The organism is Streptomyces sp. NPDC104096 (genome assembly GCF_055584385.1).
This window is the reverse complement of record NZ_JBVJMD010000073.1, coordinates 1-20193: the sequence shown is the minus strand read 5'-3', so window position 1 is coordinate 20193 and position 20193 is coordinate 1. Positions and strand designations below refer to the sequence as shown.

18 protein-coding genes are annotated in these 20193 nt (G+C 70.6%); 12 read left to right on the top strand and 6 right to left on the bottom strand.

Annotation, left to right across the window (positions count from 1 at the left end; translation table 11 throughout):
• Positions 1-6 precede the first annotated feature (6 nt).
• The 8 genes from ACZ60B_RS38575 to ACZ60B_RS38540 all read left to right on the top strand — a co-directional run bounded on the left by ACZ60B_RS38575 (position 7) and on the right by ACZ60B_RS38540 (position 7389).
• On the top strand, positions 7-1185 hold the full coding sequence (locus ACZ60B_RS38575; RefSeq protein ID WP_469395691.1) for an acyl-CoA dehydrogenase family protein: 1179 nt from the start codon (positions 7-9) through the stop codon (positions 1183-1185).
• Positions 1182-1550: a Zn-ribbon domain-containing OB-fold protein gene (locus ACZ60B_RS38570; RefSeq protein WP_469395689.1), complete on the top strand. Its 369-nt coding sequence runs from the start codon at positions 1182-1184 to the stop codon at positions 1548-1550. Before ACZ60B_RS38575 ends, ACZ60B_RS38570 begins: the two co-directional genes overlap by 4 nt.
• Entirely contained in the window at positions 1547-2713 is a 1167-nt protein-coding gene (locus ACZ60B_RS38565; RefSeq protein ID WP_469395687.1) for a thiolase, read from the top strand. Before ACZ60B_RS38570 ends, ACZ60B_RS38565 begins: the two co-directional genes overlap by 4 nt.
• Positions 2710-3582 carry an HTD2 family dehydratase gene (locus tag ACZ60B_RS38560; RefSeq protein WP_469395685.1) on the top strand — a complete coding sequence of 291 codons (873 nt, stop codon included), beginning with the start codon at positions 2710-2712 and terminating at the stop codon, positions 3580-3582. Before ACZ60B_RS38565 ends, ACZ60B_RS38560 begins: the two co-directional genes overlap by 4 nt.
• 38 nt (positions 3583-3620) lie before the next feature.
• A complete protein-coding gene (locus tag ACZ60B_RS38555; RefSeq protein WP_469395683.1) occupies positions 3621-4079 on the top strand; it encodes a MaoC family dehydratase in 459 nt (152 codons plus the stop codon).
• 49 nt (positions 4080-4128) lie between these two features.
• Positions 4129-4893 carry a 3-oxoacyl-ACP reductase FabG gene (gene fabG / locus ACZ60B_RS38550; protein ID WP_469395681.1) on the top strand — a complete coding sequence of 255 codons (765 nt, stop codon included), beginning with the start codon at positions 4129-4131 and terminating at the stop codon, positions 4891-4893.
• A 236-nt stretch (positions 4894-5129) separates the two neighbouring features.
• Positions 5130-6680, top strand: coding sequence for a long-chain-fatty-acid--CoA ligase (locus ACZ60B_RS38545; RefSeq protein ID WP_469395679.1), 1551 nt, complete (start codon positions 5130-5132; stop codon positions 6678-6680).
• 58 nt (positions 6681-6738) lie between these two features.
• Positions 6739-7389 carry a TetR/AcrR family transcriptional regulator gene (locus ACZ60B_RS38540; RefSeq protein WP_469395676.1) on the top strand — a complete coding sequence of 217 codons (651 nt, stop codon included), beginning with the start codon at positions 6739-6741 and terminating at the stop codon, positions 7387-7389.
• Positions 7390-7460: 71 nt separating this feature from the next.
• On the opposite strand, the gene ACZ60B_RS38535 is transcribed toward ACZ60B_RS38540, so the two are convergent.
• The 3 genes from ACZ60B_RS38535 to ACZ60B_RS38525 are packed head-to-tail and all read right to left on the bottom strand — an operon-like array spanning position 7461 to position 10800.
• On the bottom strand, positions 7461-8357 hold the full coding sequence (locus ACZ60B_RS38535) for an enoyl-CoA hydratase-related protein (protein WP_469395674.1): 897 nt from the start codon (positions 8355-8357) through the stop codon (positions 7461-7463).
• Between the two features lie 23 nt (positions 8358-8380).
• Positions 8381-9565 carry a CaiB/BaiF CoA transferase family protein gene (locus ACZ60B_RS38530; protein ID WP_469395672.1) on the bottom strand — a complete coding sequence of 395 codons (1185 nt, stop codon included), beginning with the start codon at positions 9563-9565 and terminating at the stop codon, positions 8381-8383.
• Positions 9562-10800, bottom strand: a complete 1239-nt coding sequence (locus ACZ60B_RS38525; protein WP_469395670.1) for an MmgE/PrpD family protein — start codon at positions 10798-10800, stop codon at positions 9562-9564. The genes ACZ60B_RS38530 and ACZ60B_RS38525 overlap by 4 nt, the downstream gene beginning before the upstream one ends.
• 275 nt (positions 10801-11075) lie before the next feature.
• Here ACZ60B_RS38525 and ACZ60B_RS38520 point away from each other — a divergent pair, with 275 nt between their 5' ends.
• Positions 11076-12956, top strand: a complete 1881-nt coding sequence (locus ACZ60B_RS38520; RefSeq protein ID WP_469395668.1) for an alkyl/aryl-sulfatase — start codon at positions 11076-11078, stop codon at positions 12954-12956.
• A 96-nt stretch (positions 12957-13052) separates the two neighbouring features.
• Here ACZ60B_RS38520 and ACZ60B_RS38515 read toward each other — a convergent pair whose 3' ends face one another.
• Entirely contained in the window at positions 13053-14441 is a 1389-nt protein-coding gene (locus ACZ60B_RS38515; protein ID WP_469395666.1) for a phosphotransferase family protein, read from the bottom strand.
• A complete protein-coding gene (locus ACZ60B_RS38510) occupies positions 14420-15604 on the bottom strand; it encodes an acyl-CoA dehydrogenase family protein (protein WP_469395664.1) in 1185 nt (394 codons plus the stop codon). The genes ACZ60B_RS38515 and ACZ60B_RS38510 overlap by 22 nt, the downstream gene beginning before the upstream one ends.
• Positions 15605-15785: 181 nt before the next feature.
• On the opposite strand from ACZ60B_RS38510, the gene ACZ60B_RS38505 reads away from it, so the two are divergent.
• Entirely contained in the window at positions 15786-17381 is a 1596-nt protein-coding gene (locus tag ACZ60B_RS38505) for a long-chain-fatty-acid--CoA ligase (RefSeq protein ID WP_469395662.1), read from the top strand.
• Between the two features lie 69 nt (positions 17382-17450).
• Here ACZ60B_RS38505 and ACZ60B_RS38500 read toward each other — a convergent pair whose 3' ends face one another.
• A complete protein-coding gene (locus ACZ60B_RS38500; RefSeq protein WP_469395660.1) occupies positions 17451-18767 on the bottom strand; it encodes an MFS transporter in 1317 nt (438 codons plus the stop codon).
• Between the two features lie 330 nt (positions 18768-19097).
• Here ACZ60B_RS38500 and ACZ60B_RS38495 point away from each other — a divergent pair, with 330 nt between their 5' ends.
• Complete coding sequence (locus tag ACZ60B_RS38495; RefSeq protein WP_469395658.1) at positions 19098-19709, top strand: TetR/AcrR family transcriptional regulator; 612 nt, start codon at positions 19098-19100, stop codon at positions 19707-19709.
• A gap of 177 nt (positions 19710-19886) precedes the next feature.
• On the top strand, positions 19887-20193 hold a 307-nt coding region (locus ACZ60B_RS38490), incomplete at its 3' end, for a transposase (protein ID WP_469395655.1).

The window sequence follows — 20193 nt, the reverse complement described above, 5'->3', positions numbered from 1 at the left end:
ATGGCCATGACCGAGATCCCCCTCATCGCCCAGCTCTCCGAGGACGAGCGGGCCATCGTCGAGGTGGTCGCCGACTTCGTCGACAACGAAGTGCTGCCGGTGGTGCAGGAGCTGGAGCACTCCAACACCTACCCCGAGAAGCTCATCGAGCAGATGAAGAAGCTCGGCGTGTTCGGCCTGCTCGCGCCCGCCGAGCACGGCGGCGTGGACGTATCGACGGCCTGCTTCGCGCTCGTGGCCCAGGAACTGGCGCGCGGCTGGATGTCCCTGTCCGGGTCGATGGGCGGCCACTCCGTCGTCACCTACCTCATCCGCACGTTCGGCACGCCCGAGCAGCAGGCCGCGTACCTGCCGCGGATGGCGACCGGCGAGCTGCGCGCCACCATGGCGCTCACCGAGCCCGGTGGCGGCTCCGACCTCCAGGCCATGGGCACCAAGGCCGTCCTGGCGGACGGCACGTGGACCGTCAACGGCTCCAAGACCTGGATCACCAACTCGCGCCGCGCCGGTCTCATCGCCCTGCTCTGCCGTACCGAGCCGAAGGAGGGCAAGGGCTTCTCCATCCTCCTGGTGGAGAAGGACGCCGGGTACGTCGTCTCCAAGGACCTGCCCAAGCTCGGCTACAAGGGCGTCGAGAGCTGCGAGCTGGTCTTCGACGACGTCAAGGTACCGGAATCGGCCGTGCTCGGCGGGGCCTCCGGGTCCGGGTTCGCCCAGATGATGCGCGGCCTGGAGATCGGCCGCATCCAGGTCGCCTCCCGCGCCCTCGGCGTCGCCCAGGCCGCCCTGAACGACGCGACGCGCTACGCCCAGGAACGTCACACCTTCGGGCAGCCCATCTGGCAGCACCAGTCGATCGGCAACTACCTCGCGGACGGTGCCACCAAGCTGCGCGCCGCCCGCCTGCTCACCCTGGACGCCGCCGCCAGGGTGGACGCGGGGGAGCGGGCCGACATGGAGGCCGGCATGGCGAAGTTGTTCGCCTCCGAGGTGTGCATGGAGATCGCCCTCAACGCGGTGCGTGTGCACGGCGGTTACGGCTACTCCACCGAGTTCGACGTCGAACGCTACTTCCGCGACGCCCCATTGATGATCGTCGGCGAGGGCACCAACGAGATCCAGCGCAACGTCATCGCCAAGCAGCACGTCGCCCGCAACCGCGTCGACGACGGAGGCCGCCGATGAACGCTCCTTCGACCTGGTACGAAGAGGGACTTGCGGCCGGGGAACTGCGCTTCCAGCACTGCGGCGACTGCGAGAGCGCCGTCTTCTACCCACGCGTCCTGTGCCCGCGCTGCGGCGCCGAATCCCTTGCCTGGCGGGCGAGTTCGGGACTCGGCACCGTCTACGCGACGACCGTCCTGCACAAGCGCGGCACCGACCCCTGCAACGTCGCCCTGGTCGACCTCGACGAGGGGTTCCGCATGATGAGCCGCGTCGAGGGCGTCGCGCCCGAGGAGGTCGCGATCGGGGTGCGGGTGGGACTGGCCGTGATCGAGGAGGAGGGCGCGCCGCTCGCCGTCTTCCGACCGCTGGAGGACCAGGGATGAGCAGCACCGATCTGCGGGGCAAGGTCGCCGTCGTGGGAGTCGCCGAGTCCGACCTCGGCCAGGTCGCTCCCGGACTCACCCACTTCGACCTGATGGGCCAGGCCACCGCTCGCGCGCTGAAGGACGCGGGCCTGAAGAAGACCGACATCGACGGCTTCTTCTGCGCGTCGTCGTATCTCCCGTTCCCGACCCTCGACGTCGCCGAGTACCTGGGCATCCGGCCCGCGTACGCCGACTCCACGAACGTCGGCGGCAGTTCCTTCGTCGCCCACCTGCTGCACGCCGCCATGGCCATCGAGGCGGGCCTGTGCACCACCGCCCTCATCGCCTACGGCTCCACCCAGCGCTCCGACGGCGGCCGGCTCGTCTCCCCGACGAAGCTGCTGCCGTGGGAGGAGGCCTACAAGCCGCGTTACCCCGTCTCCATGTACGCCCTCGCCGCCTCCCGTCACATGCACGAGTACGGCACGACGCGCGAGCAGCTCGCCGACGTCGCCGTGGCCGCCCGGCACTGGGCGCAGCTCAACCCGAAGGCGTTCACCTACGGGCGCGGTCCGCTGACCGTCGAGGACGTACTGTCCTCACAGATGATCAGCTACCCGCTGACGTCCAAGGACTGCTGTCTCGTCACGGACGGCGGCGGCGCGGTCGTCCTCACCAGCGCCGAGCGCGCCCGGGACCTGCCGGTCACCCCGGCGTACTTTCTCGGCGGCGGGGAGGCCACCTGGCACCGCTCGATGTCGCAGATGCCGGACCTGACGACGACCGCCGCCGTCGACTCGGGGCGCCGCGCCTTCGCGATGGCCGGACTGAAGCCGAGCGACGTCGACGTCGTCGAGCTGTACGACGCGTTCACCATCAACACCCTGCTCTTCCTGGAGGACTTGGGGTTCTGCGAGAAGGGTGAGGGCGGGGCGTTCGTGTCGGGCGGCCGGATCGCGCCGGGCGGCGAACTGCCCGTGAACACCAACGGCGGCGGCCTGTCGTACTGCCACCCCGGCATGTACGGCATCTTCCTGATCATCGAAGCCGTGCGACAGCTCCGTGGTGAGGGCGACGCCCGCCAGCAGGCGAACACGCACATCGCTCTCGTCAACGGCAACGGCGGTGTCCTGTCCAGCCAGGCCACGGCGCTGCTCGGCACGGCGGAGGCCCTCGGATGACGACCGACGTCCGCGAGACCTTCGCCCGGATCGAGGCCGATTGGCGGCCCGCTCCCGTGGAGACCACCGAGTTCCTCACGGCCGCGCCCGCCCAGGCGCTGTCCGGCCTCTTCGACCAGCCGCCAGCCGTCACCGGAGTGGGCGACCCGCTGCCGCCCCTGTGGCACTGGCTGTACCTGCTCGACAGGCCCGCTCAGGCGGAGCTCGGCGAGGACGGCCACCCGCGCGACGGACTGTTCCTGCCGCCGCTGCCCGAACGCCGGCGCATGTTCGGGGGCGGACGGTACGCCTTCCACGCGCCGCTGCGCGTCGGCGACCTGGTGACGCGCAGCTCGGAGGTCCTGTCCGTGCGGGTCCGCGAGGGAGGGTCGGGACTGCTGCTGTTGGTGACGGTCCGGCACACCCTGCTCGTCGAGGGCGAGGTCCGCACGGTGGAGGAGCAGGACATCGTGTACAAGCAGCCCGCCGCTGCCCGCGCCACCACGCCCAAGTCCGGTCGGCATACCGATCGGCAGAGCGTCCCCGAATGGTCGTTCAGCCTGCGCCCCGACCCGTCGCTCCTGTTCCGGTTCAGCGCGCTCACCTACAACGCCCACCGCATCCACTACGACCGCGACTACGCCCGGGCCGTCGAGGGCTACCCCGACCTCGTCGTGCACGGCCCCCTGCTCGCCCTGTCCCTGCTGGAACTGCCGCGCCGCCATGCCCCGCAGCGCACGGTCACCACCTTCTCGTTCCGCGCCACGGCCCCGCTGTTCGCGCCGCGCGAGTTCCACGTGCGCGGCACGCGCGACGGCGACCTGGTCGCACTGGACGCGGGACTGGCGGGCGCCGTGCCCGGCATCACCGGCACGGCGACGCTGGCGTAGGCGTAGGCGTTCGAAATCCATCAGAGAAAGTTCCCTCCATGCCCAAGGTCTTCTCCTCTCCCTCCGAGTTCGCCGACGCAGTCGGCACCCACGTCGGTGTCAGCGACTGGGTGACCGTCGCCCAGGACCGCATCGACACATTCGCCGACGCCACGGGCGACCATCAGTGGATCCACGTCGACCCGGCACGCGCCGCGGACGGCCCCTTCGGCGGGACCATCGCGCACGGCTACCTCACCCTCTCCCTCATCCCGGTCCTCACCCAGGACGTCTACAAGATCGAAGGCGTCAAGATGGGCGTCAACTACGGGCTCAACAAGGTCCGCTTCATGAACCCCGTCAAGGCCGGCTCGCGCGTCCGCGCCTCGATCGACATCGTCTCGGCCGACGAGGTGCCCGGCGGCGGCCGCCAGGTGGTCAACAAGGTCACCATCGAGATCGACGGCTCCGACAAGCCCGCCTGCGTGGCCGAGACCGTCGTACGCGTCTACTCCTGACCCTGCGCCGAAACCATCCAGCAACCCGCACACGACAATGGAGTGCATCATGTCTTCCGAGGCCGCCCAGAAGGTCGCGATCGTCACCGGAGCCGCCCGCGGCATCGGAGCCGCCACCGCCCAGCGCCTGGCGCAGGACGGCTATGCCGTCGCCGTCCTCGACCTCGACGAGACGGCCTGCGCCGATACCGCGGCCGCCATAGAGAAGAACGGCGGCCGTGCCCTCGCCGTCGGTGTGGACGTCTCCGACGCCGACAAGGTCGAGGCCGCCGTCGAGCGGGTCGCCGCCGAACTGGGCGCGCCGCTCGTCCTCGTCAACAACGCCGGTATCACCCGCGACAACCTCCTGTTCAAGATGACCGAGCAGGACTGGGACTCCGTCATCGGTGTCCATCTGCGCGGCGCGTTCCTGATGTCCCGCGCGTGCCAGGCGTACATGACTAAGGCCCGATGGGGCCGCATCGTCAACCTGTCCTCCACCGCGGCCCTCGGTAACCGCGGTCAGGTCAACTACTCCGCCGCCAAGGCCGGACTCCAGGGTTTCACCAAGACCCTCGCGATCGAGCTCGGCAAGTTCGGCGTCACCGCCAACGCCATCGCGCCGGGCTTCATCGCCACCGAGATGACCGCGAAGACCGCCGAACGCGTCGGGATGTCCTTCGACGACTTCAAGGCGCGAGCCGCGTCGAACATCCCGGTCGCCCGTGTCGGCGTGCCGGAGGACATCGCCAACGCCGTGTCGTTCTTCGCGGGCGCGGCTGCCGGATTCGTCTCCGGGCAGGTGCTGTACGTGGCCGGCGGGCCGCGAGCCTGACGCACGCGGATGCTCCTGGAACGGCCGCCGCGCCCTCTGCGCGGTGGCCGTTCCCTGTCAATGCCCTGAACGTTCGTTCAAGGCATTGACAGGGGCGAGTCCGTCGATGATGCTCGTCCCGTCAGGATGTGACCACCCGGTCACATCCGCTCCCCCTTTCTCGAGTGCTCACTCGCACTCGCACCCCCGCCCTTCCGCACCCGGCCTCGTCGCCGACGCCGTTGGAGGAATCCCGCATGGGCCCCTTTCTGCCCGACGCCGTACGCCGTCACGCCGCCGACCGCCCGATGGCGCCGGCGATCACCCAAGGCGTCGAGACCCGCACCTACGCGGATCTCGACGCGCGCAGCAACCGCGCCGCCCAGGCGCTGCTCGCGCTGGGGCTGCCCGCCGGCGCCCGCGTCGGCTACCTGGTCCGTCCCGGTCTGATGGCCGCCGAGCTGCTGGTGGCCTGCGCCAAGGCAGGCCTCGTGGCCACGCCGCTGAACTGGCGGCTCGCCGAGCCCGAGCTGATCGCCGTCGCCCGGGACGCCCGACTGGGCGTCGTCCTCACCGAAGCCGAGTTCCTGCCCAAGGCCCGCACCGTACGCACCGCCCTGCCCGGCATCGGTCTCGTCGCCGACTCCGGTGCGGGCGACGAGCACGGCGAGCGGACGTACGGACGCTGGCTCGACGAAGCGAGCGCGGACGACCCCGGTCACGGACAGGACGGCGACGCCGTCTTCCTCCAGCTCTACACCTCCGGCACCACGGGTCTGCCCAAGGGAGTCCAGCTCACCCTGCGCAACGTCAGCGCAGGAGAGCACCAGCTCCGCGAGATGGGCTGGCAGCAGTCCTCGGTGGCCCTCAACGCCATGCCCGTCTTCCACATCGCAGGCACCGGCTGGCTGGTCACGGCGCTGAGCGCGGGCGCGCACACCGTGGCGCTGGCCGACCTGGCCCCGGCGCAGGTCCTCGAGGAGATGGAGCGCCACCGGGTCACCCACGCGTTCTTCGTGCCCGCCGTGCTCCACCTGCTGACCCAGCTGCCCGGCGTGGGCGGACGCGACTTCTCCGCGCTCGAACTCATCGTCTACGGCGCGTCCCCGATCACCCCGGCGCTGCTGCGCCGCTCCATGGACGCCTTCGGCTGCGGCTTCTACCAGAAGTACGGGCAGACCGAGACGACCGGCTCCGCCACGCGCCTGCTCCCGGAGGATCACGTCGTGGACGGGCCGCGCTCCGCGCTGCTGCGCTCGGCGGGCAACACCCGGCCCGACGTCGAGGTCGCCATCGCCGACCCGGTGACGGGGGAGACGGTGCCGCCGGGCGTGGTCGGCGAGATCCTCACCCGCTCCCACCACCTCACCCCCGGCTACTGGCAGCGGCCCGACGACAACGCCGCCCTGTTCACCGCCGACGGCTGGCTGCGCACCGGTGATGCCGGCTACCTCGACAAGGACGGCTACCTCTTCATCACCGACCGCATCAAGGACATGGTGATCACCGGCGGCGAGAACGTGTATCCCATCGAGGTGGAGTCCGCGCTCGCCGAACACCCCGCCGTCCTCGACGTCGCCGTCTTCGGTACGCCCGACGAGACGTGGGGCGAGGCGGTCACCGCCGCCGTCGTGCTCCGCCCGGAGGCGGACTTCGTCACCGCCGACGACCTCATCGCCTTCACGCGCGAACGCGTCGCCTCCTACAAGAAACCGCGCGTCGTGCACTTCGTGGACGAGCTGCCGCGCAATCCCAGCGGCAAGATCCTCAAGAGGGTGCTGCGCAGAGAGCTGAGCCCGGACGTCTGACGTCCCCCTGCGATGATGGGGCGTGCACAGCACCGTGCGACGCCCCATCGGAGGATCCTTGCCCACGACGACCTGGCAGCGACTCGATCCCGCGCGCCGCGAGCGGATCACAGCCGCGGCGATGACCGAGTTCGGCCGCCACGGCTATTCGGCGGGAAGCCTCAACACCGTCGCGCGCGAGGCGGGCGTGGCGAAGGGGTCACTGTTCCAGTACTTCGACGACAAGCTCGATCTGTTCCGATATGTCGCCGAGACAGCCGCCCAGCGGGTCCGTGACGCTCTCGCGCCCTGGCTCGGCACCCTCCCGCGCGACACCACCTACCACGACTTCTTCTGCGACGGCGTCCTCGCCTGGGTCGACTACTTCGCCACCCATCCGCTGGAACGCGGCGTCGTCGCCGCCACCCACCTGGAGATCGACCCCGAGGTGCGCACCGCCGTCCACGAACCGGCCCGTCTCCTGTACACCGCCGAGGTCGCCTCGCTCGCCCGACAGGCGGTCGAGCGAGGCGACCTTCGCGCGGACGCGAGTCCCGACGTGTTCGCGGCGCTCGCCAGCATGCTGCTGCCGCATCTCGCGGTCGCGCCGTGGGAGCCTGGTTTCGAGGGCCCTGTGCCGCTCTACGGGCTGTCACGCGATGAGCTGCACTCCCGGGTCAGGGAGCTGGTGTCCAGCTTGTTCGCGGGGTTCGGGCCCGTGACTGCCTGAACGTCCGCGTGTCACGGGCGGCGGCCGGTCGAGGCCGCCTCCCGTGACACGCGGACGCTTGCTCGGATCGGCTATGCAGTCCCGTCCAGCCACGGCAGATACGCCGGCAGGTCCTCCGGCACCCGCCCTGGAAACTCCGGCGCCCGGCGTTCGAAGAACGACTTCACGCCTTCCCGCGCGTCGGCGCCGCGTACGGTGTCGAAGACGAGACGCGAGTCCAGCCGGTGCACGGCTTCGGGACTCTCGGCCCAGGCCATGCGGTACACGAGCTGCCGGGTGACGGCGACCGAGACCGGAGCGGTGTGGTCGGCCAGGTCGCGGGCGAGCGCGTAAGCCGCTTCGAGCACGTCGTCGGGCTCGTGCAGGCTGTGCACGAGCCCGACGTCGAGGGCTTCGTCGGCCGGCACGATGCGGCCCGAGATCAGCCAGTCCAGCGCCTTTGGCAAGCCCACCAGGCGTGGCAGGAACCATGCGGACGCGCCCTCGGGCACGATGCCGCGCCGCGTGAAAGGGAAGCCGAACTTCGTGCCGTGTGCGGCGAACCGGTAGTCGACGGGCAGCAGCATCGTCGAGCCGACGCCGACGGCGGCGCCGCGCACCGCGGCGATCACCGGCTTGTTCATCGCGTACAGGACACGTGTGACCAGCCCTGCGGGCTCCTGGTACGTGCCGTCCGCGATCTGTCGGGCCGTGTCCTCGTCGACCTTCTGGGTGAAGCCCTGGCCCTTGCCGGAGCCGGCCGACAGATCGGCGCCCACGCAGAAGTCCTTGCCGGAGCCGGTCAGGACGACGACGCGTACGGTGTGGTCGGCATCGACGGTGCGCAGCGCGTCCGCGATCTCGTCTGCCATCCGCCGGGTGTAGCCGTTGCGTGCCTCGGGCCGGTCGAGCGTGATCGTGGCGACGCGATCGGCGACACCGTAGGAGATCTGCTCGTACCTCTCCGTCGTTTCCCGTGCTTCATGCATGTTCGTGCTCCTGGCGTGGTCGGTCACAGCGCACCCCCGGTGCGCAGCGCGGCGAGGGCGTCGCTGTCGTAGCCGAGTCCGCGCAGTACGGACTCGGTGTGCTCGCCGACCGCCGGGACAGGGTCCATACGGGGCGTCAGGCCTGCGGGCGTGGCGGGTGGCAGGAGTGCCTTGACGGTGCCGCCGGGTGTGGCGACGTCCCGCCAGCGGTCACGCCCCGCGAGGACGGGATGGTCCCAGAAATCGGCGACCGAGTTGAGGCGCGCGTTGGCGACCTTCGCCTCGTCGAGCAACTTCACCGCGTCGTCGGCGGTCAGTTCGGCGAAGCGCGCGGCGACGACGGCGTTCAGTTCCTCGCGGCGGGCCACGCGCGAGGACCCCTTGCGGAACCGGTCGTCCGTCGCCAGGGCGGCATCGTCGAGGAACACGGTGCAGAACGAGGCCCATTCACGTTCGTTCTGGATCGCGAGCAGCACCGTCTTCCCGTCGGCCGCGTCGAACGGACCGTACGGCGCGATCGTCGCGTGCTGCGCACCGACGCGGGCGGGCTGCGTGCCCGAATACGCCGTGTAGTACGCGGGCGAGCCCATCCACTCGGACAGCGCCTCGAAGAGCGACACCTCGACGGGCCGCGCCACACCGGACTCCCGGCGTTCGTAGAGCGCGGTGAGGATGCCCGAGTAGGCGTACATGCCCGCCGCGATGTCGGCGATCGAGATGCCCACCTTCGCGGGCGCCTCGGGAGTGCCGGTCAGCGACACCACGCCGGTCTCGCACTGGATGAGCAGGTCGTACGCCTTGCGGTCCGACCACGGCCCGGTGTTGCCGTATCCGGAGATGTCGCACACGATCAACGACGGGTGACGCTGCGAGAGTTCGGCCGCGCCGAGGCCCAGGCGGCGGGCCGCGCCGGGCGCCAGGTTCTGCACGAACACGTCCGCTTCGCCGAGCAGCCGCTCCAGGACCTCGCGGCCGCCGGGCGACTTGATGTCGAGTGCCACCGACTCCTTCGAGCGGTTCAGCCACACGAAGTAGCTCGACTGGCCGTGGACCGACTCGTCGTAGCCGCGGGCGAAGTCGCCGGCACCGGGCCGTTCGACCTTGATGACACGGGCGCCGAGGTCGGCGAGCTGGCGGGTCGCGAAGGGCGCCGCGACCGCCTGCTCCAGGCTGACGACGGTGACGCCTTCCAACGGCAGGCGGGTCATTCGTTCTCCAGGGGGCACGCAGCAGAAGGGAAGGAAGCGCGCATCAATTCGGCTGCGCCCTTCCAGTCGAGGCCGTCGAGGAGGCCGGTGACGTCGGCACCGCAGTCCGTGAGCTTCGCGGTGAACTCGATTTCGGTGGCGGGAAGTTCAGGTGATCCGGGCGGGAAGGCGAGCGTCGCGGTGCGTGTGGCGCCGTCGACCGTGGTGATCTCCACCGTCGTCTCGCCGGTCAGCAGGCCGTCACCGTCGGGCGACGTGACGACCTCGACCAGTTCCACCAGGCGGCGTGCGCCCGGGCGGCGTACCTGCTCGTCGGTGAACGACGCGAAGCCGGGGTGCTGGTCGAGCAGTGCCGCGGCGACGGCGTACTCCAGGCTGAACTTCCCCTGCAGACCGGTGTCCGGGCGGGTGTGGATCAGAGGGTGCACGGCGGCCTTCGGCGTGCGGACGACGATCCGTACGACATCGGCCGAACTGATCGATCGCTCGGCGATCAGTTCGCGGACCGCGCCGATGGGGCGCTGCATGGCGTAGCAGCACGGGAAGATCTTGGTCGCCAAGCCGCCGGGCACGGCCGCGGTGGTGGGGGCGAAGGCGTCGGCGGCGAGGGCTTCCCGGTCGCCGCCGACCAGCGGCAGCCACGCGTCCAGGGCGGAGGGGTCGGCGCCCGCGCCGGCCGCCGCCAGCCGTGCCGCCCGCACCCCGGCCTCGGCCGCGAAGCCCACCTGGAGCGACTTGGTGTCCGTGCCGAACGCCCGCTGCACCCCACCCGCCGCGGGCAGCGCCAGCGTGATCGCGCGTGCCAGGCCCTCGGTGTCCAGGCCCAGCGCGAGGCCCGCTCCGACGGCGGCCGCCGGGGCGCCGGCCGTGCAGGTCGCGTGCCAGCCGTTGGTGTAGTGCCGCCAGCCGAGCACGACGCCGAGCCGGGCCATCACCCCGGCCGCGGCCAGGTACTCACGAGCGCCGCCGCCGGCCGCGAGCACCGCGGGCACGCACACGACGGAGATGTGCGCGGTGGACGGCAGATGCAGGTCGTCGAAGTCCAGTACGTGGCCGACCGCGGCCCAGCGGGCGGCTTCCGGCAGTCCGGCGGACAGGCCGGCCATGCGGTGCCCGCGCGCGGCCAGGGACACGGCGAGCGTGTCCTTGAGCGCGTGCTCGGCCAGGCGCAGGTCGGCGGGGGAGGGATCGAGGGCGTGGGCCCAGGCGGCCAGCTCCTCGGCGAGGTACGGCATGCGTCTCTCCCGAAGGGGGTGATCGGTGGCGCCGCACGGGCCGACGAAAGGGCGGGGCGCGCCACGGGAGGCAGGGTTGTCGGATCGGTTGACTGTGCCGGGCGGCCATGGTTACGTGCAGCCCGCAATTGATTCGAACGATCGTTAAGTTAACAGATGGGGGCTACACCCACCATGCCCCCGTGCGTGACGAACGCCGCACCACGAACCGCATGACGCATCACCGGACGAAGACCCGCCGCACGCCGAACCCCCGCACGACGAAACGAGGCTGCATGTCCGCGCCATCCGCCGCCGTGTCCCCGCTCGACTGGGACGACCGGACCGACGTCACGAACGCCCTCCGAGGCCGACTCGGCACCCTGGAACCATGCGTGATCAAGAACGCGCAGGGCCGGGTGGTCTGGGACAACGAACGCTGGTCGTTCCTCGCCGAAGACTGTCCCGAAACCGCCGACCCGAGCCTGTGGCGCCAGGGCCGGCTCAACTCCCTGCACGGCCTGTTCGAGGTGACCGAGGGCGTCTACCAGATCCGCGGCTTCGACGTGTCCAACATGACCGTCATCGAGGGCCCGGACGGGCTCGTCGTCATCGACCCGCTGATCAGCGAGGAGTGCGCGGCCGCCGCCCTCGCGCTCTACCGCCGTCACCGCGGCGGCACGCTCCCCGTCGTCGCCGTCGTCTACTCCCACAGTCACACCGATCACTTCGGCGGCGTCCGTGGAGTCGTCGACGAGGCGGACGTCGCGGCCGGCCGGGTGCGGATCGTCGCCCCCGAGGGCTTCATGGAGGAGGCGATCAGCGAGAACGTCGTCGCCGGGCCCGCCATGCTGCGCCGCGCCCAGTACATGTACGGCGTCGGCCTGCCCGCCGCTCCCGACGGCGCCATCGGCTTCGGCCTCGGCCAGGGCACCTCCAGCGGCAACGTCGCTCTTATCCCGCCGACGGAGCTCGTCACCCACACCGGTCAGGAACTCGAACTCGCCGGCATACGGATGGAGTTCCAGCTGACCCCCGGTACCGAGGCCCCGGCGGAGATGAACCTCCACCTGCCCCACCGCAGGGTCCTGCTCGTCGCCGAGAACGCCAACCACACCCTGCACAACGTCCTCACCCTGCGCGGCGCGCAGGTCCGGGACGCCCAGGCCTGGGCCGGGTACCTCACCGAGACGATCACCCTCTACGCCGACCGGTCCGACGTCCTGATCGGCTCGCACCACTGGCCCACCTGGGGTCGTGCCGAACTCCTCACCATGCTCTCCGAGCAACGCGACGCGTACGCCTACCTGCACGACCAGACCGTGCGCCTGATGAACCAGGGCCTGACCGGCCCCGAGATCGCCGAGGAGCTGGGCGAATTCCCGCCGCAGCTGGCCGCGGCCTGGCACACGCGCGGCTACTACGGATCGCTCAGCCACAACACCAAGGCCGTCTACCAGCGCTACATGGGCTGGTTCGACGGCAACCCCGCCCATCTGTGGCCGCACCCGCCCGTCGAACAGGCCAAGCGGTACATGGAGTTCATGGGAGGCGCGGACGAGGTGGTGAAGAAGGCGCGGGAGACCGCCGCGGCAGGGGATCTGCGGTTCGCCGCGGAAGTCCTCAACCACGTCGTGTTCGCCGATCCCGGCCACCGTGAAGCCCGCGAACTCCAGGCGGAGACCTTCGAGCGGCTCGCGTACGGCTGCGAGAACGGCACCTGGCGCAACTTCTACCTCTCCGGCGCCCGTGACCTGCGCGACCACTCGGGCGAGGACGCGCGGGGCACGGGATCCGGCACCGGCGGCGGCATGTCCTGGAGCCTCCCCGCGGACCAGCTGTTCAAGGCGCTCGCGGTGCGTGTGGACGGACCGCGAGCCGCTGCCCACCGCATCGTCATGCGCTGGGAGTTCGGTACGGGGCAGGAGAACGCCGTCGACTCGTGGACGCTGCTGCTCGCTCATGGCGTGCTCACCCCGATCCATGGCCCCGCCCCTGCCGGGGAGCAGCCGCAGGTGACCGTACGTACCGGCCTCGGCGCCCTGGGGCAGGTGCTGGCGGGGCGGGCCACCCTTGCCGGGGCGGGCGTGCGGATCGACGGCGACGCCACCGCGCTCACGACGTTCCTCGGGCTGCTGCAGGCGCCCCGCCGCGGGTTTCCGATCGTGACGCCCTGATCCGTGGGCCGGGCCGGAAACAGCGACGGCCGCACCCCGCGGAGGAGGTGCGGCCGTCGTGCCGTGCCGGTCGGCGGCCCGGGATCCCGACATGGTTCAGCCAGGCAGAGCGGGGTACTCCGGCCGGGCCACTGCCAGCTTGTCCAGCACGGACAGCCGGACCACCTCGGTCACGTCGTCGCTGCGGTCGTCCAGAGTGCCGTGCCGGATGGCTTCCGCCAGCGCCCTGTCGTCAGCCAGGGACAGCTTCAGCAGGCGGGCGTGGTGGGCCTGTTCATGCCGGTGCGCGAGGCGGACCTCGCGCCGGACCGTCTGGACCGCGCCGGCCGCGACCCGGGCGAGGAACCGTGTGCGCGAGTCCCCGCTCTCCACCGCCTGCCCCCGCAGGAAGCCGAAGACGGCTTCCAGGAGGGCGTCGGCGCCGGGCGCGTCGTGCGGTGGCGCCGTGACGCCGGCGGGCTCGTCGTCCAGGCAGTCGGCCACCGTCACCGGCTGGGCGAGTCCCAGCGCCAGCAGGATGTCCCACTCCTGCTCACAGACCTTCCGGCCCAGCACGGCCAGCTCCACGGAAGGGTCGGCCCCGGACAGGAACCGTTCGGCCTGGCGTCGGCAGAGCACGGCCCAGCGGACCGTCCCGTACACCTCCCACCAGCGCAGCCGCTCCGCGTCGGGACGCTGTCCGGACACCTCCGCATACCCGTCCAGAAGCTCGTCGCGCGATCCGAACCCGCCGGCCGGATACGGCGAACCGAACCGCCAGGCCTTCACGCACAACCAGCCGAGATCCTCCAACGGGTCGCCCACGTGGGCCAGTTCCCAGTCCAGGACCCCGCTCACCCCGTCGGGGACGACCATGATGTTGCCGTTGCGGAAGTCGCCGTGCACGAGGGACGGTGCCACGGGCCCCGGACGATGCTCGTCCAGCCAGCGGAGCCCCAGCTCGACTGCCGGGCGAGGATCGCCCAACTCCATGTACATAGACCGCAGTTCGGCCAGAACGTCGGGTCGCGGAAGGTCCGGTACCGCCGTCACGTCCGCTTGGTGGATCCGCGCCGCGATCCGCCCCAGCTCCCGTGCCAGAGCGGGCCGTACGGCCGCGAACCGGTCGTCACGCAACAGCTTGCGCGGGATCGTCTCACCGTCGAGCCGCTCCATCACCATGTACGCACGCCCGAACGGCCCATCGGTCCCGTGCGCCACGACCTCGGGCACCATCACGCCCACAGATGCCGCAGCGGCCAGCACGGCCGCCTCCAGAGCCATCACATCGGGCCGGGGCCGCTCCGGCGCATCGCAGCGCAGCACCAGCGACACCGGCACCCCGCCGTCCGGCACAGCCTCCAACGACCAGGTGTGCCGGCTGGCGCCGCCCGAGAGGCGGGTCAGCCGCCGGATCGCGGGTGCCGCTCCCCAGACATCCGCCAGCACGGCGCGCAGGCCCGCCTCGACGGCACTCGACGCGCTCACGCCGGAAGCCCCGCCCACGGCACCTCCTCACCGATGTCTCCCTTGAGCAGCCGCCGGGCCACCACCATGCGGTGCACCTCGTCCGGACCGTCGTAGATCCGCGCGTACCGCGCCGACCGGTACATCCGCTCCAGCGGTGTGTCCTCCGTGACGCCCATCGCGCCGTGCACCTGGATCGCCCGGTCGATCACGTTGTGCAGCATCCGCGCACCCCAGAACTTGACCATGCTGATCTCGAGCTTGGCCCTCCCGTCCTGGTCGTAGCGGCGTGCCGCGTCCAGCGTCATCAGCCGCGCCGCGTGTATCTCGGCAGCGGACTCGGCGACGTACCGTCGGATCTCCCCCTTCTCGGAGAGCAACGAGCCGTGCGCGGTGCGAGCCTTGGCGCGCCCGCACATCAACTCGAACGCTCGCTGCGCCTGTCCCAGCCAGCGCATCGCGTGGAAGATCCGACCGGGGCCCAGCCGTTGCTGTGCCACCGTGAGCCCCGCGCCCCGCTCGCCGAGCAGGTACGCGGCGGGCACCCGCACATCGGTCAGCCGCAGCTCGCAATGGTCCCCGTGGTTCGAGCCCATCGTCTTCACGGCCCGCACGATCGTCAGCCCGGGTGTGCCGGCCGGGACGAGGATCGCCGAGATCGAGCGGTGCGGGCCGGCGTCCGGGTCGGTCACGGCGAACACGGTGGTGAAGGCCGCGTGATGGGCGCCCGTCGTGAACCACTTGTGGCCGTTGATCACCCACTCGTCGCCGTCCAGGACCGCGGTCGTGCGGATACGTGTCGGATCCGAGCCCGCCACCTCGGGCTCCGTCATGGCGACACTCGGTCGGATGTCGCCCGCCACCAGTGGCAGCAGCCACCGCTCGCGCTGCTCGTGCGACGCGTAGCGGTCCAGCATGATCGAGTCCTGCATCGAGAGCGTCCCGACGGCGTGCTGGCCGTAATCGGAGCGGCCGATGATCTCGTTGACCAGCGCGAAGTCGTACAGGCTCAGACCACCTCCGCCCAGTTCCCTCGGGTGCCCGAGCGCCCACAGGCCCGCGTCCTTGGCGCGCGTCCGCAACCCGGTCATCACCTCGGTCGCGACCGGACCACCCGCATCCAGCACGCGTTCGACCGGGATGACCTCGCCGTCGATGAAGTCCCGCATGCGGGCGCGCAGATGGCGCAGATCCTCTGACATCCAGCACCGTCCCAATGAGTCGATCGTTCGTTCAATTCTTGCCTTCGAGTCGGAGGCTACGAGCCTGCCGCGACCAGGTCAATATCGGCATCCCGCTCCCTTGCTCGCCGCTGGACAAAGAGTTTAACGTTCGTTCGATTCGTGACAGTGGAGTCATTCATCCTGAACGGAGCAACCACACGTGACCGCGACACCCGTCACCGCATCACCCCTCCAGGAGCTCGGCGCGGCACGCCGCCTCTCCTTGGGTGCCCAGCTGGCCCGGGCGGCGGGCCGCCACCCGGACAGGCCCGTCTTCCGTTTCCAGGGCCGGGAGCTGACCCTCGGCGCGTTCGACCGACGGGTGAACCAGCTGGCCCGCGTCCTCGCCGCGCGCGGCGTCGTCCCCGGCGACCGGGTCGCGGTCGTCATGCACAACCGCCTCGAAGTCATGGAGGCGTACTTCGCCGTCGTGCGCCTCGGCGCGATCGCGGTACCCGTGAACTTCCGGCTGGTGGCCGCCGAGATCGCGTTCGTGCTGTCCGACTGCGGCGCGGGCGCGGTGCTCACGGACGGCAGGCTCGCACCCGCCGTCGCCGCGGCGCTGGAGATCCTCGGGCCGGACGGCCTCCCGGTGCTCGTCTGCGAAGACGACGGAGGTGCCGCCCCGCCGCCGGGCGCCGAGTCCTACGCGCAGGCACTCGCGACGATGCCGGACACCCCGGTCGTCGTTGACGTCCCGGAGTCCGAGCCCGCCTTCATCATGTACACCTCGGGTACGACCGGCCGTCCCAAGGGCGCCGTCCTCACGCACCTGAACCTCGTCGCGAACACCCTCAACTCCCTCGAAGTACAGCCGATCAGGGCGGAGGAGCGCGGCCTGGCGTCCGTCCCGCTGTTCCACATCGCAGGCCTGACGACCTGCGTGAACCACTTCCTCGCCGGCGCCTGCGTCGTGATCGGGGAGAGCGGCGGCTTCGACGCGGAAGAGATGCTCGGCCTGCTGGAACGGGAGCGCATCAACGGCTGTTTCTTCGTTCCCGCGCAGTGGCAGGCACTGTGCGCCCATCCGGAGGTGAAGGAGCGCGACCTCGCCCTGACCCGGATCAGCTGGGGTGCCGCGCCGGCCACCCCCGCCCTGCTGCGGACCCTGGCGGACACCTTCCCCGGGGTCCGCGTCATCTCCACGTTCGGGCAGACGGAGATGAGTCCCGTCACCACCGCCCTCGGCCATGAGGACGCCCTGCGCAAGCTGGGCTCCGTCGGGCGCCCCGTCGCGCGCGTCGACGTACGGATCGTGGACGAGGACATGCGGGACGTCGCTCCCGGGGAGGTCGGTGAGATCGTGTACCGAGGGCCGACGCTGATGCGCGAGTACTGGAACCGGCCGGATGCGACCGCCGAGGCGTTCGAGGGCGGCTGGTTCCACTCGGGCGACCTGTGCCGGCGCGACGACGAGGGATTCATCTACGTCGTCGACCGCAAGAAGGACATGATCATCTCCGGCGGTGAGAACGTCTACTCCGCCGAGGTCGAGGCGGCCGTCGCCGAACACCCCGACGTCGCCGAGGTCGCGGTCGTCGGCGTACCGCACGAGAAGTGGGGCGAGACCCCACGGGCGTACGTGGTGCCACGCGACCCGGCGGCGCCGCCCGGGGAAGCGGACATCATCGAGCACTGTCGCGGGCGGCTCGCTTCGTACAAGAAGCCCACGAGCGTGGTGTGCGTACGGGCGCTGCCGCGCAACGCGTCCGGGAAGGTCGAGAAGAGCCGTCTGAAGGAGCGGTTCGACGGCTGAACCGGATCGTGGCACGGCGGTGGCCCGACTCCCGGGAACGCGGAGTCGGGCCATTGTGCCGAGTGGGGGTCAGCGCGGGGCGGCGAGCCCCGCCGCGTCCCGCTCGGGGTCGGTGAGCAGCGCCGAGACGGCCGCGCCCGTCATGACCAGGACGCCGATCACCAGGAACCCGTGCGAGTACCCGGCCGCCGCGGTCGACGCGGAATCGACCAGGCCGCCGAGGAGCAAGGGAGCGATGATCCCGCCGAGGCTGTAGAGGGCGACGACCACGCCCATGACCGTGCCGCGCTGCCGGGCCGGCACGACGTCCGATACGGCCGCGAACGCGATGCCGTAGCCGGCGCTGGTGAGCGACGCCCCGACCACCAGCAGCAGCAACTGCGCGACACCCCGGTCGAGCAGGGCGAACCCGACCGTGCTCAGCCCGCCGACGCCCGCGAGAGCCGCTGCGAACAGGCAGCGCGCCACCCGGCTGGAGGCCCCGCGCCGCGACATCCTCGCCGAGGCGAGTCCGACGAGGATCTGGAAGAGAGCGGCCGCCGCGTACGGCAGCGCGACGAGCGTGCCGGACTGCCTCGCGCTGTACCCCAGGCCTTCTCGCAGATACAGCGGCAGCCAGCTGACCTTCACCGCGATGCTCCAGTACGAGGTGAAGAACAGCACCAGCAGGCCTATGACCGTGCGGGTGCCGAGCAGTCTGCGCAGTGGAACGTGCGCGGGCAGTGCCGCTCCGGCCTGCTCCGTCGTGGCACGCTCGGTGCTCATCGGTCCTTCGCCGCCGCTGAAGACCCAGGTCAGGACCCAGGCGATGCCGGCCACACAGAGCACCGTGAACGGTGCGTGCCAGTCGAAGCGCAGCATCACCCAGGTCAGGGCGGGGGAAGCGATCAGCGGCCCGAACCCGGCACCGGCCACGACGATCGACGTCGGCAGGGCGCGCTTCTCGGGTGCGTACCAGCTGTGGGTGACGGCGGTGGCCATCGCCGTCGCGGGCCCCTCGGCGAAGCCGAGCAGGACGCGGCAGGTGATGAGGAGCCCGAACCCGACGCTGCCGGTCATGGGCGCGAGGCTGATGGCCCACAACAGCCCGGCACCCGCCAGCAGCCAACGCGCCTTGACCCGCCCCATCAGCAGGCCGCCGAGCACCGATCCGACGGCGAGGAGCCAGTAGAAGCTGCTCTGTACGAGCCCGAACCGCTCCTTGCTGAGGCCGAGGTCGTGGATCAGGTCGACACCCGCGAGGCCGATCACGACCTTGTCGGCGTAGTTGATGAGCATGAAGCAGAACAACAGTCCCACCACAAAGGCGGCCCTGCGCTTCGTGGGGGCGACCGTGGTCGAGTCACTGTGCGGCTCGACCACGGCCGACGGGGCGCTTCGGGGCATGCGGGACCTCCGGAGGGTCGCGGAACGCTGGGAGACGTGAAGCAGGGGGCCAAGAATTGGTCGAACGTTAACTACATGAGGCGTAGCTCACAAGAGTGTGGGCGAGACGATCTCTTCCTATTGGCGCAATTAGGGACATAGTGGAGTGGTGGGTCGTGGTCAACCCGCACGACTTGAACGATTGTTCTGGGAATGGTCGCTGGTCAGACGCTGCCTGGACGAAGGAATCCTGGCTAGGCATGGCTCGCGGCGGTACGATGGCGGCGCGTCGCCAGTTGTACGACTGTTCAGTCACGGAGTGAGCTGAGCTGCTGAGAAGATCGGAGCACCGTGTCCACGCGACCCGCAGGTCACAAGGCCATCATCGAGGCCGCCCGCGAGGAGTTCTCCGAGCAGGGGTACAGCGCGACGTCGATCCGGAACATCGCCAAGCGGGCCGGGGTCAGCCTCTCCGCGCTGTATTACTACTACAAGGGCAAGCAGGAGCTCCTCGTCGCGATCCTGGACGAGGGGCTCGACGCCTACTTCGATGCCTGCGAAGCCGCTCTGCAGGAGGCGGGCGACGACCCGGCCGAACAGCTGGAAGCACTGGTCGCCGCCACCGTCCGGTTCCGTATCGAGCACCCCGTCAAGAGCAGCATCGTGCTCACCGAGGGGCGCAGCCTGGAGCCGGAACCCCTCGCCCGCTACCGCAAGAACGAGGAGCGCGGCACCCAGCAGTTCCGTGAGGTGATCGAACGGGGTATGGACGACGGCGTGTTCCTGACGCCCTATCCGGACGACGCCCGTCGCGCCGTCATCGCCATGTGCAACGCCATCGCGCAGTGGTACCGGCCCGACGGCGAGGTGACCCCTGAGGAGCTCGTCGAGCGTTACGTGTCGCTGGCGCTGACCGTGGTGGAGTACCGGCCGCGCTCCGTGCGCAAGGCCGTGCGCAGGTAGCCGCGATAAGAGCTCGTTACAGAATGAGCCGTTCGTGACCGGCCGGGTTTCCGGCTCCGTCCCTCTTTCCCGGGCGCGGCAACCTACCCATCGTCGACCGTTAGAGGGCGTCCGAAAAGCCTGTCAGCGGGCAAGTTGCCTGGTAGCCGGGGTGGTGTCGCACTTTCGGGGGCTGGGGTGTGCGGGCTGCGTACCCGTTACTCGACGGATCTGTCCGATCCGGAGTGGGAGATCCTCCGTCCGCTGGTTCCGGCGGTCAAGTCCGGTGGTCGGCCGGCGAAACACACCCGGCGGGAGATCCTCGACGCGCTGGCGTACTGGCTGCGGGCCGGCTGCGCCTGGAGGCTGCTGCCGCATGACCTGCCGCCGTGGCAGACCGTCTACCACTACTGGCGGCGATGGCAGCAAGAAGGCGTGTGGGAGCGGATGCTGACAGCGCTGCGCGAGCACGAACGCGTGCAGCTCGGCCGGGATCCCACGCCCG

What these genes read in the sequence shown, in the direction of transcription:
- ACZ60B_RS38575 (WP_469395691.1), top strand. Translation starts at nt 7, where the DNA reads ATGACCGAGATCCCCCTCATCGCCCAGCTCTCCGAGGACGAGCGGGCC.
- ACZ60B_RS38570 (WP_469395689.1), top strand. Translation starts at nt 1,182, where the DNA reads ATGAACGCTCCTTCGACCTGGTACGAAGAGGGACTTGCGGCCGGGGAA.
- ACZ60B_RS38565 (WP_469395687.1), top strand. Translation starts at nt 1,547, where the DNA reads ATGAGCAGCACCGATCTGCGGGGCAAGGTCGCCGTCGTGGGAGTCGCC.
- ACZ60B_RS38560 (WP_469395685.1), top strand. Translation starts at nt 2,710, where the DNA reads ATGACGACCGACGTCCGCGAGACCTTCGCCCGGATCGAGGCCGATTGG.
- ACZ60B_RS38555 (WP_469395683.1), top strand. Translation starts at nt 3,621, where the DNA reads ATGCCCAAGGTCTTCTCCTCTCCCTCCGAGTTCGCCGACGCAGTCGGC.
- fabG (WP_469395681.1), top strand. Translation starts at nt 4,129, where the DNA reads ATGTCTTCCGAGGCCGCCCAGAAGGTCGCGATCGTCACCGGAGCCGCC.
- ACZ60B_RS38545 (WP_469395679.1), top strand. Translation starts at nt 5,130, where the DNA reads ATGGGCCCCTTTCTGCCCGACGCCGTACGCCGTCACGCCGCCGACCGC.
- ACZ60B_RS38535 (WP_469395674.1), bottom strand. Translation starts at nt 8,357, where the DNA reads ATGCATGAAGCACGGGAAACGACGGAGAGGTACGAGCAGATCTCCTAC.
- ACZ60B_RS38530 (WP_469395672.1), bottom strand. Translation starts at nt 9,565, where the DNA reads ATGACCCGCCTGCCGTTGGAAGGCGTCACCGTCGTCAGCCTGGAGCAG.
- ACZ60B_RS38525 (WP_469395670.1), bottom strand. Translation starts at nt 10,800, where the DNA reads ATGCCGTACCTCGCCGAGGAGCTGGCCGCCTGGGCCCACGCCCTCGAT.
- ACZ60B_RS38520 (WP_469395668.1), top strand. Translation starts at nt 11,076, where the DNA reads ATGTCCGCGCCATCCGCCGCCGTGTCCCCGCTCGACTGGGACGACCGG.
- ACZ60B_RS38510 (WP_469395664.1), bottom strand. Translation starts at nt 15,604, where the DNA reads ATGTCAGAGGATCTGCGCCATCTGCGCGCCCGCATGCGGGACTTCATC.
- ACZ60B_RS38500 (WP_469395660.1), bottom strand. Translation starts at nt 18,767, where the DNA reads ATGCCCCGAAGCGCCCCGTCGGCCGTGGTCGAGCCGCACAGTGACTCG.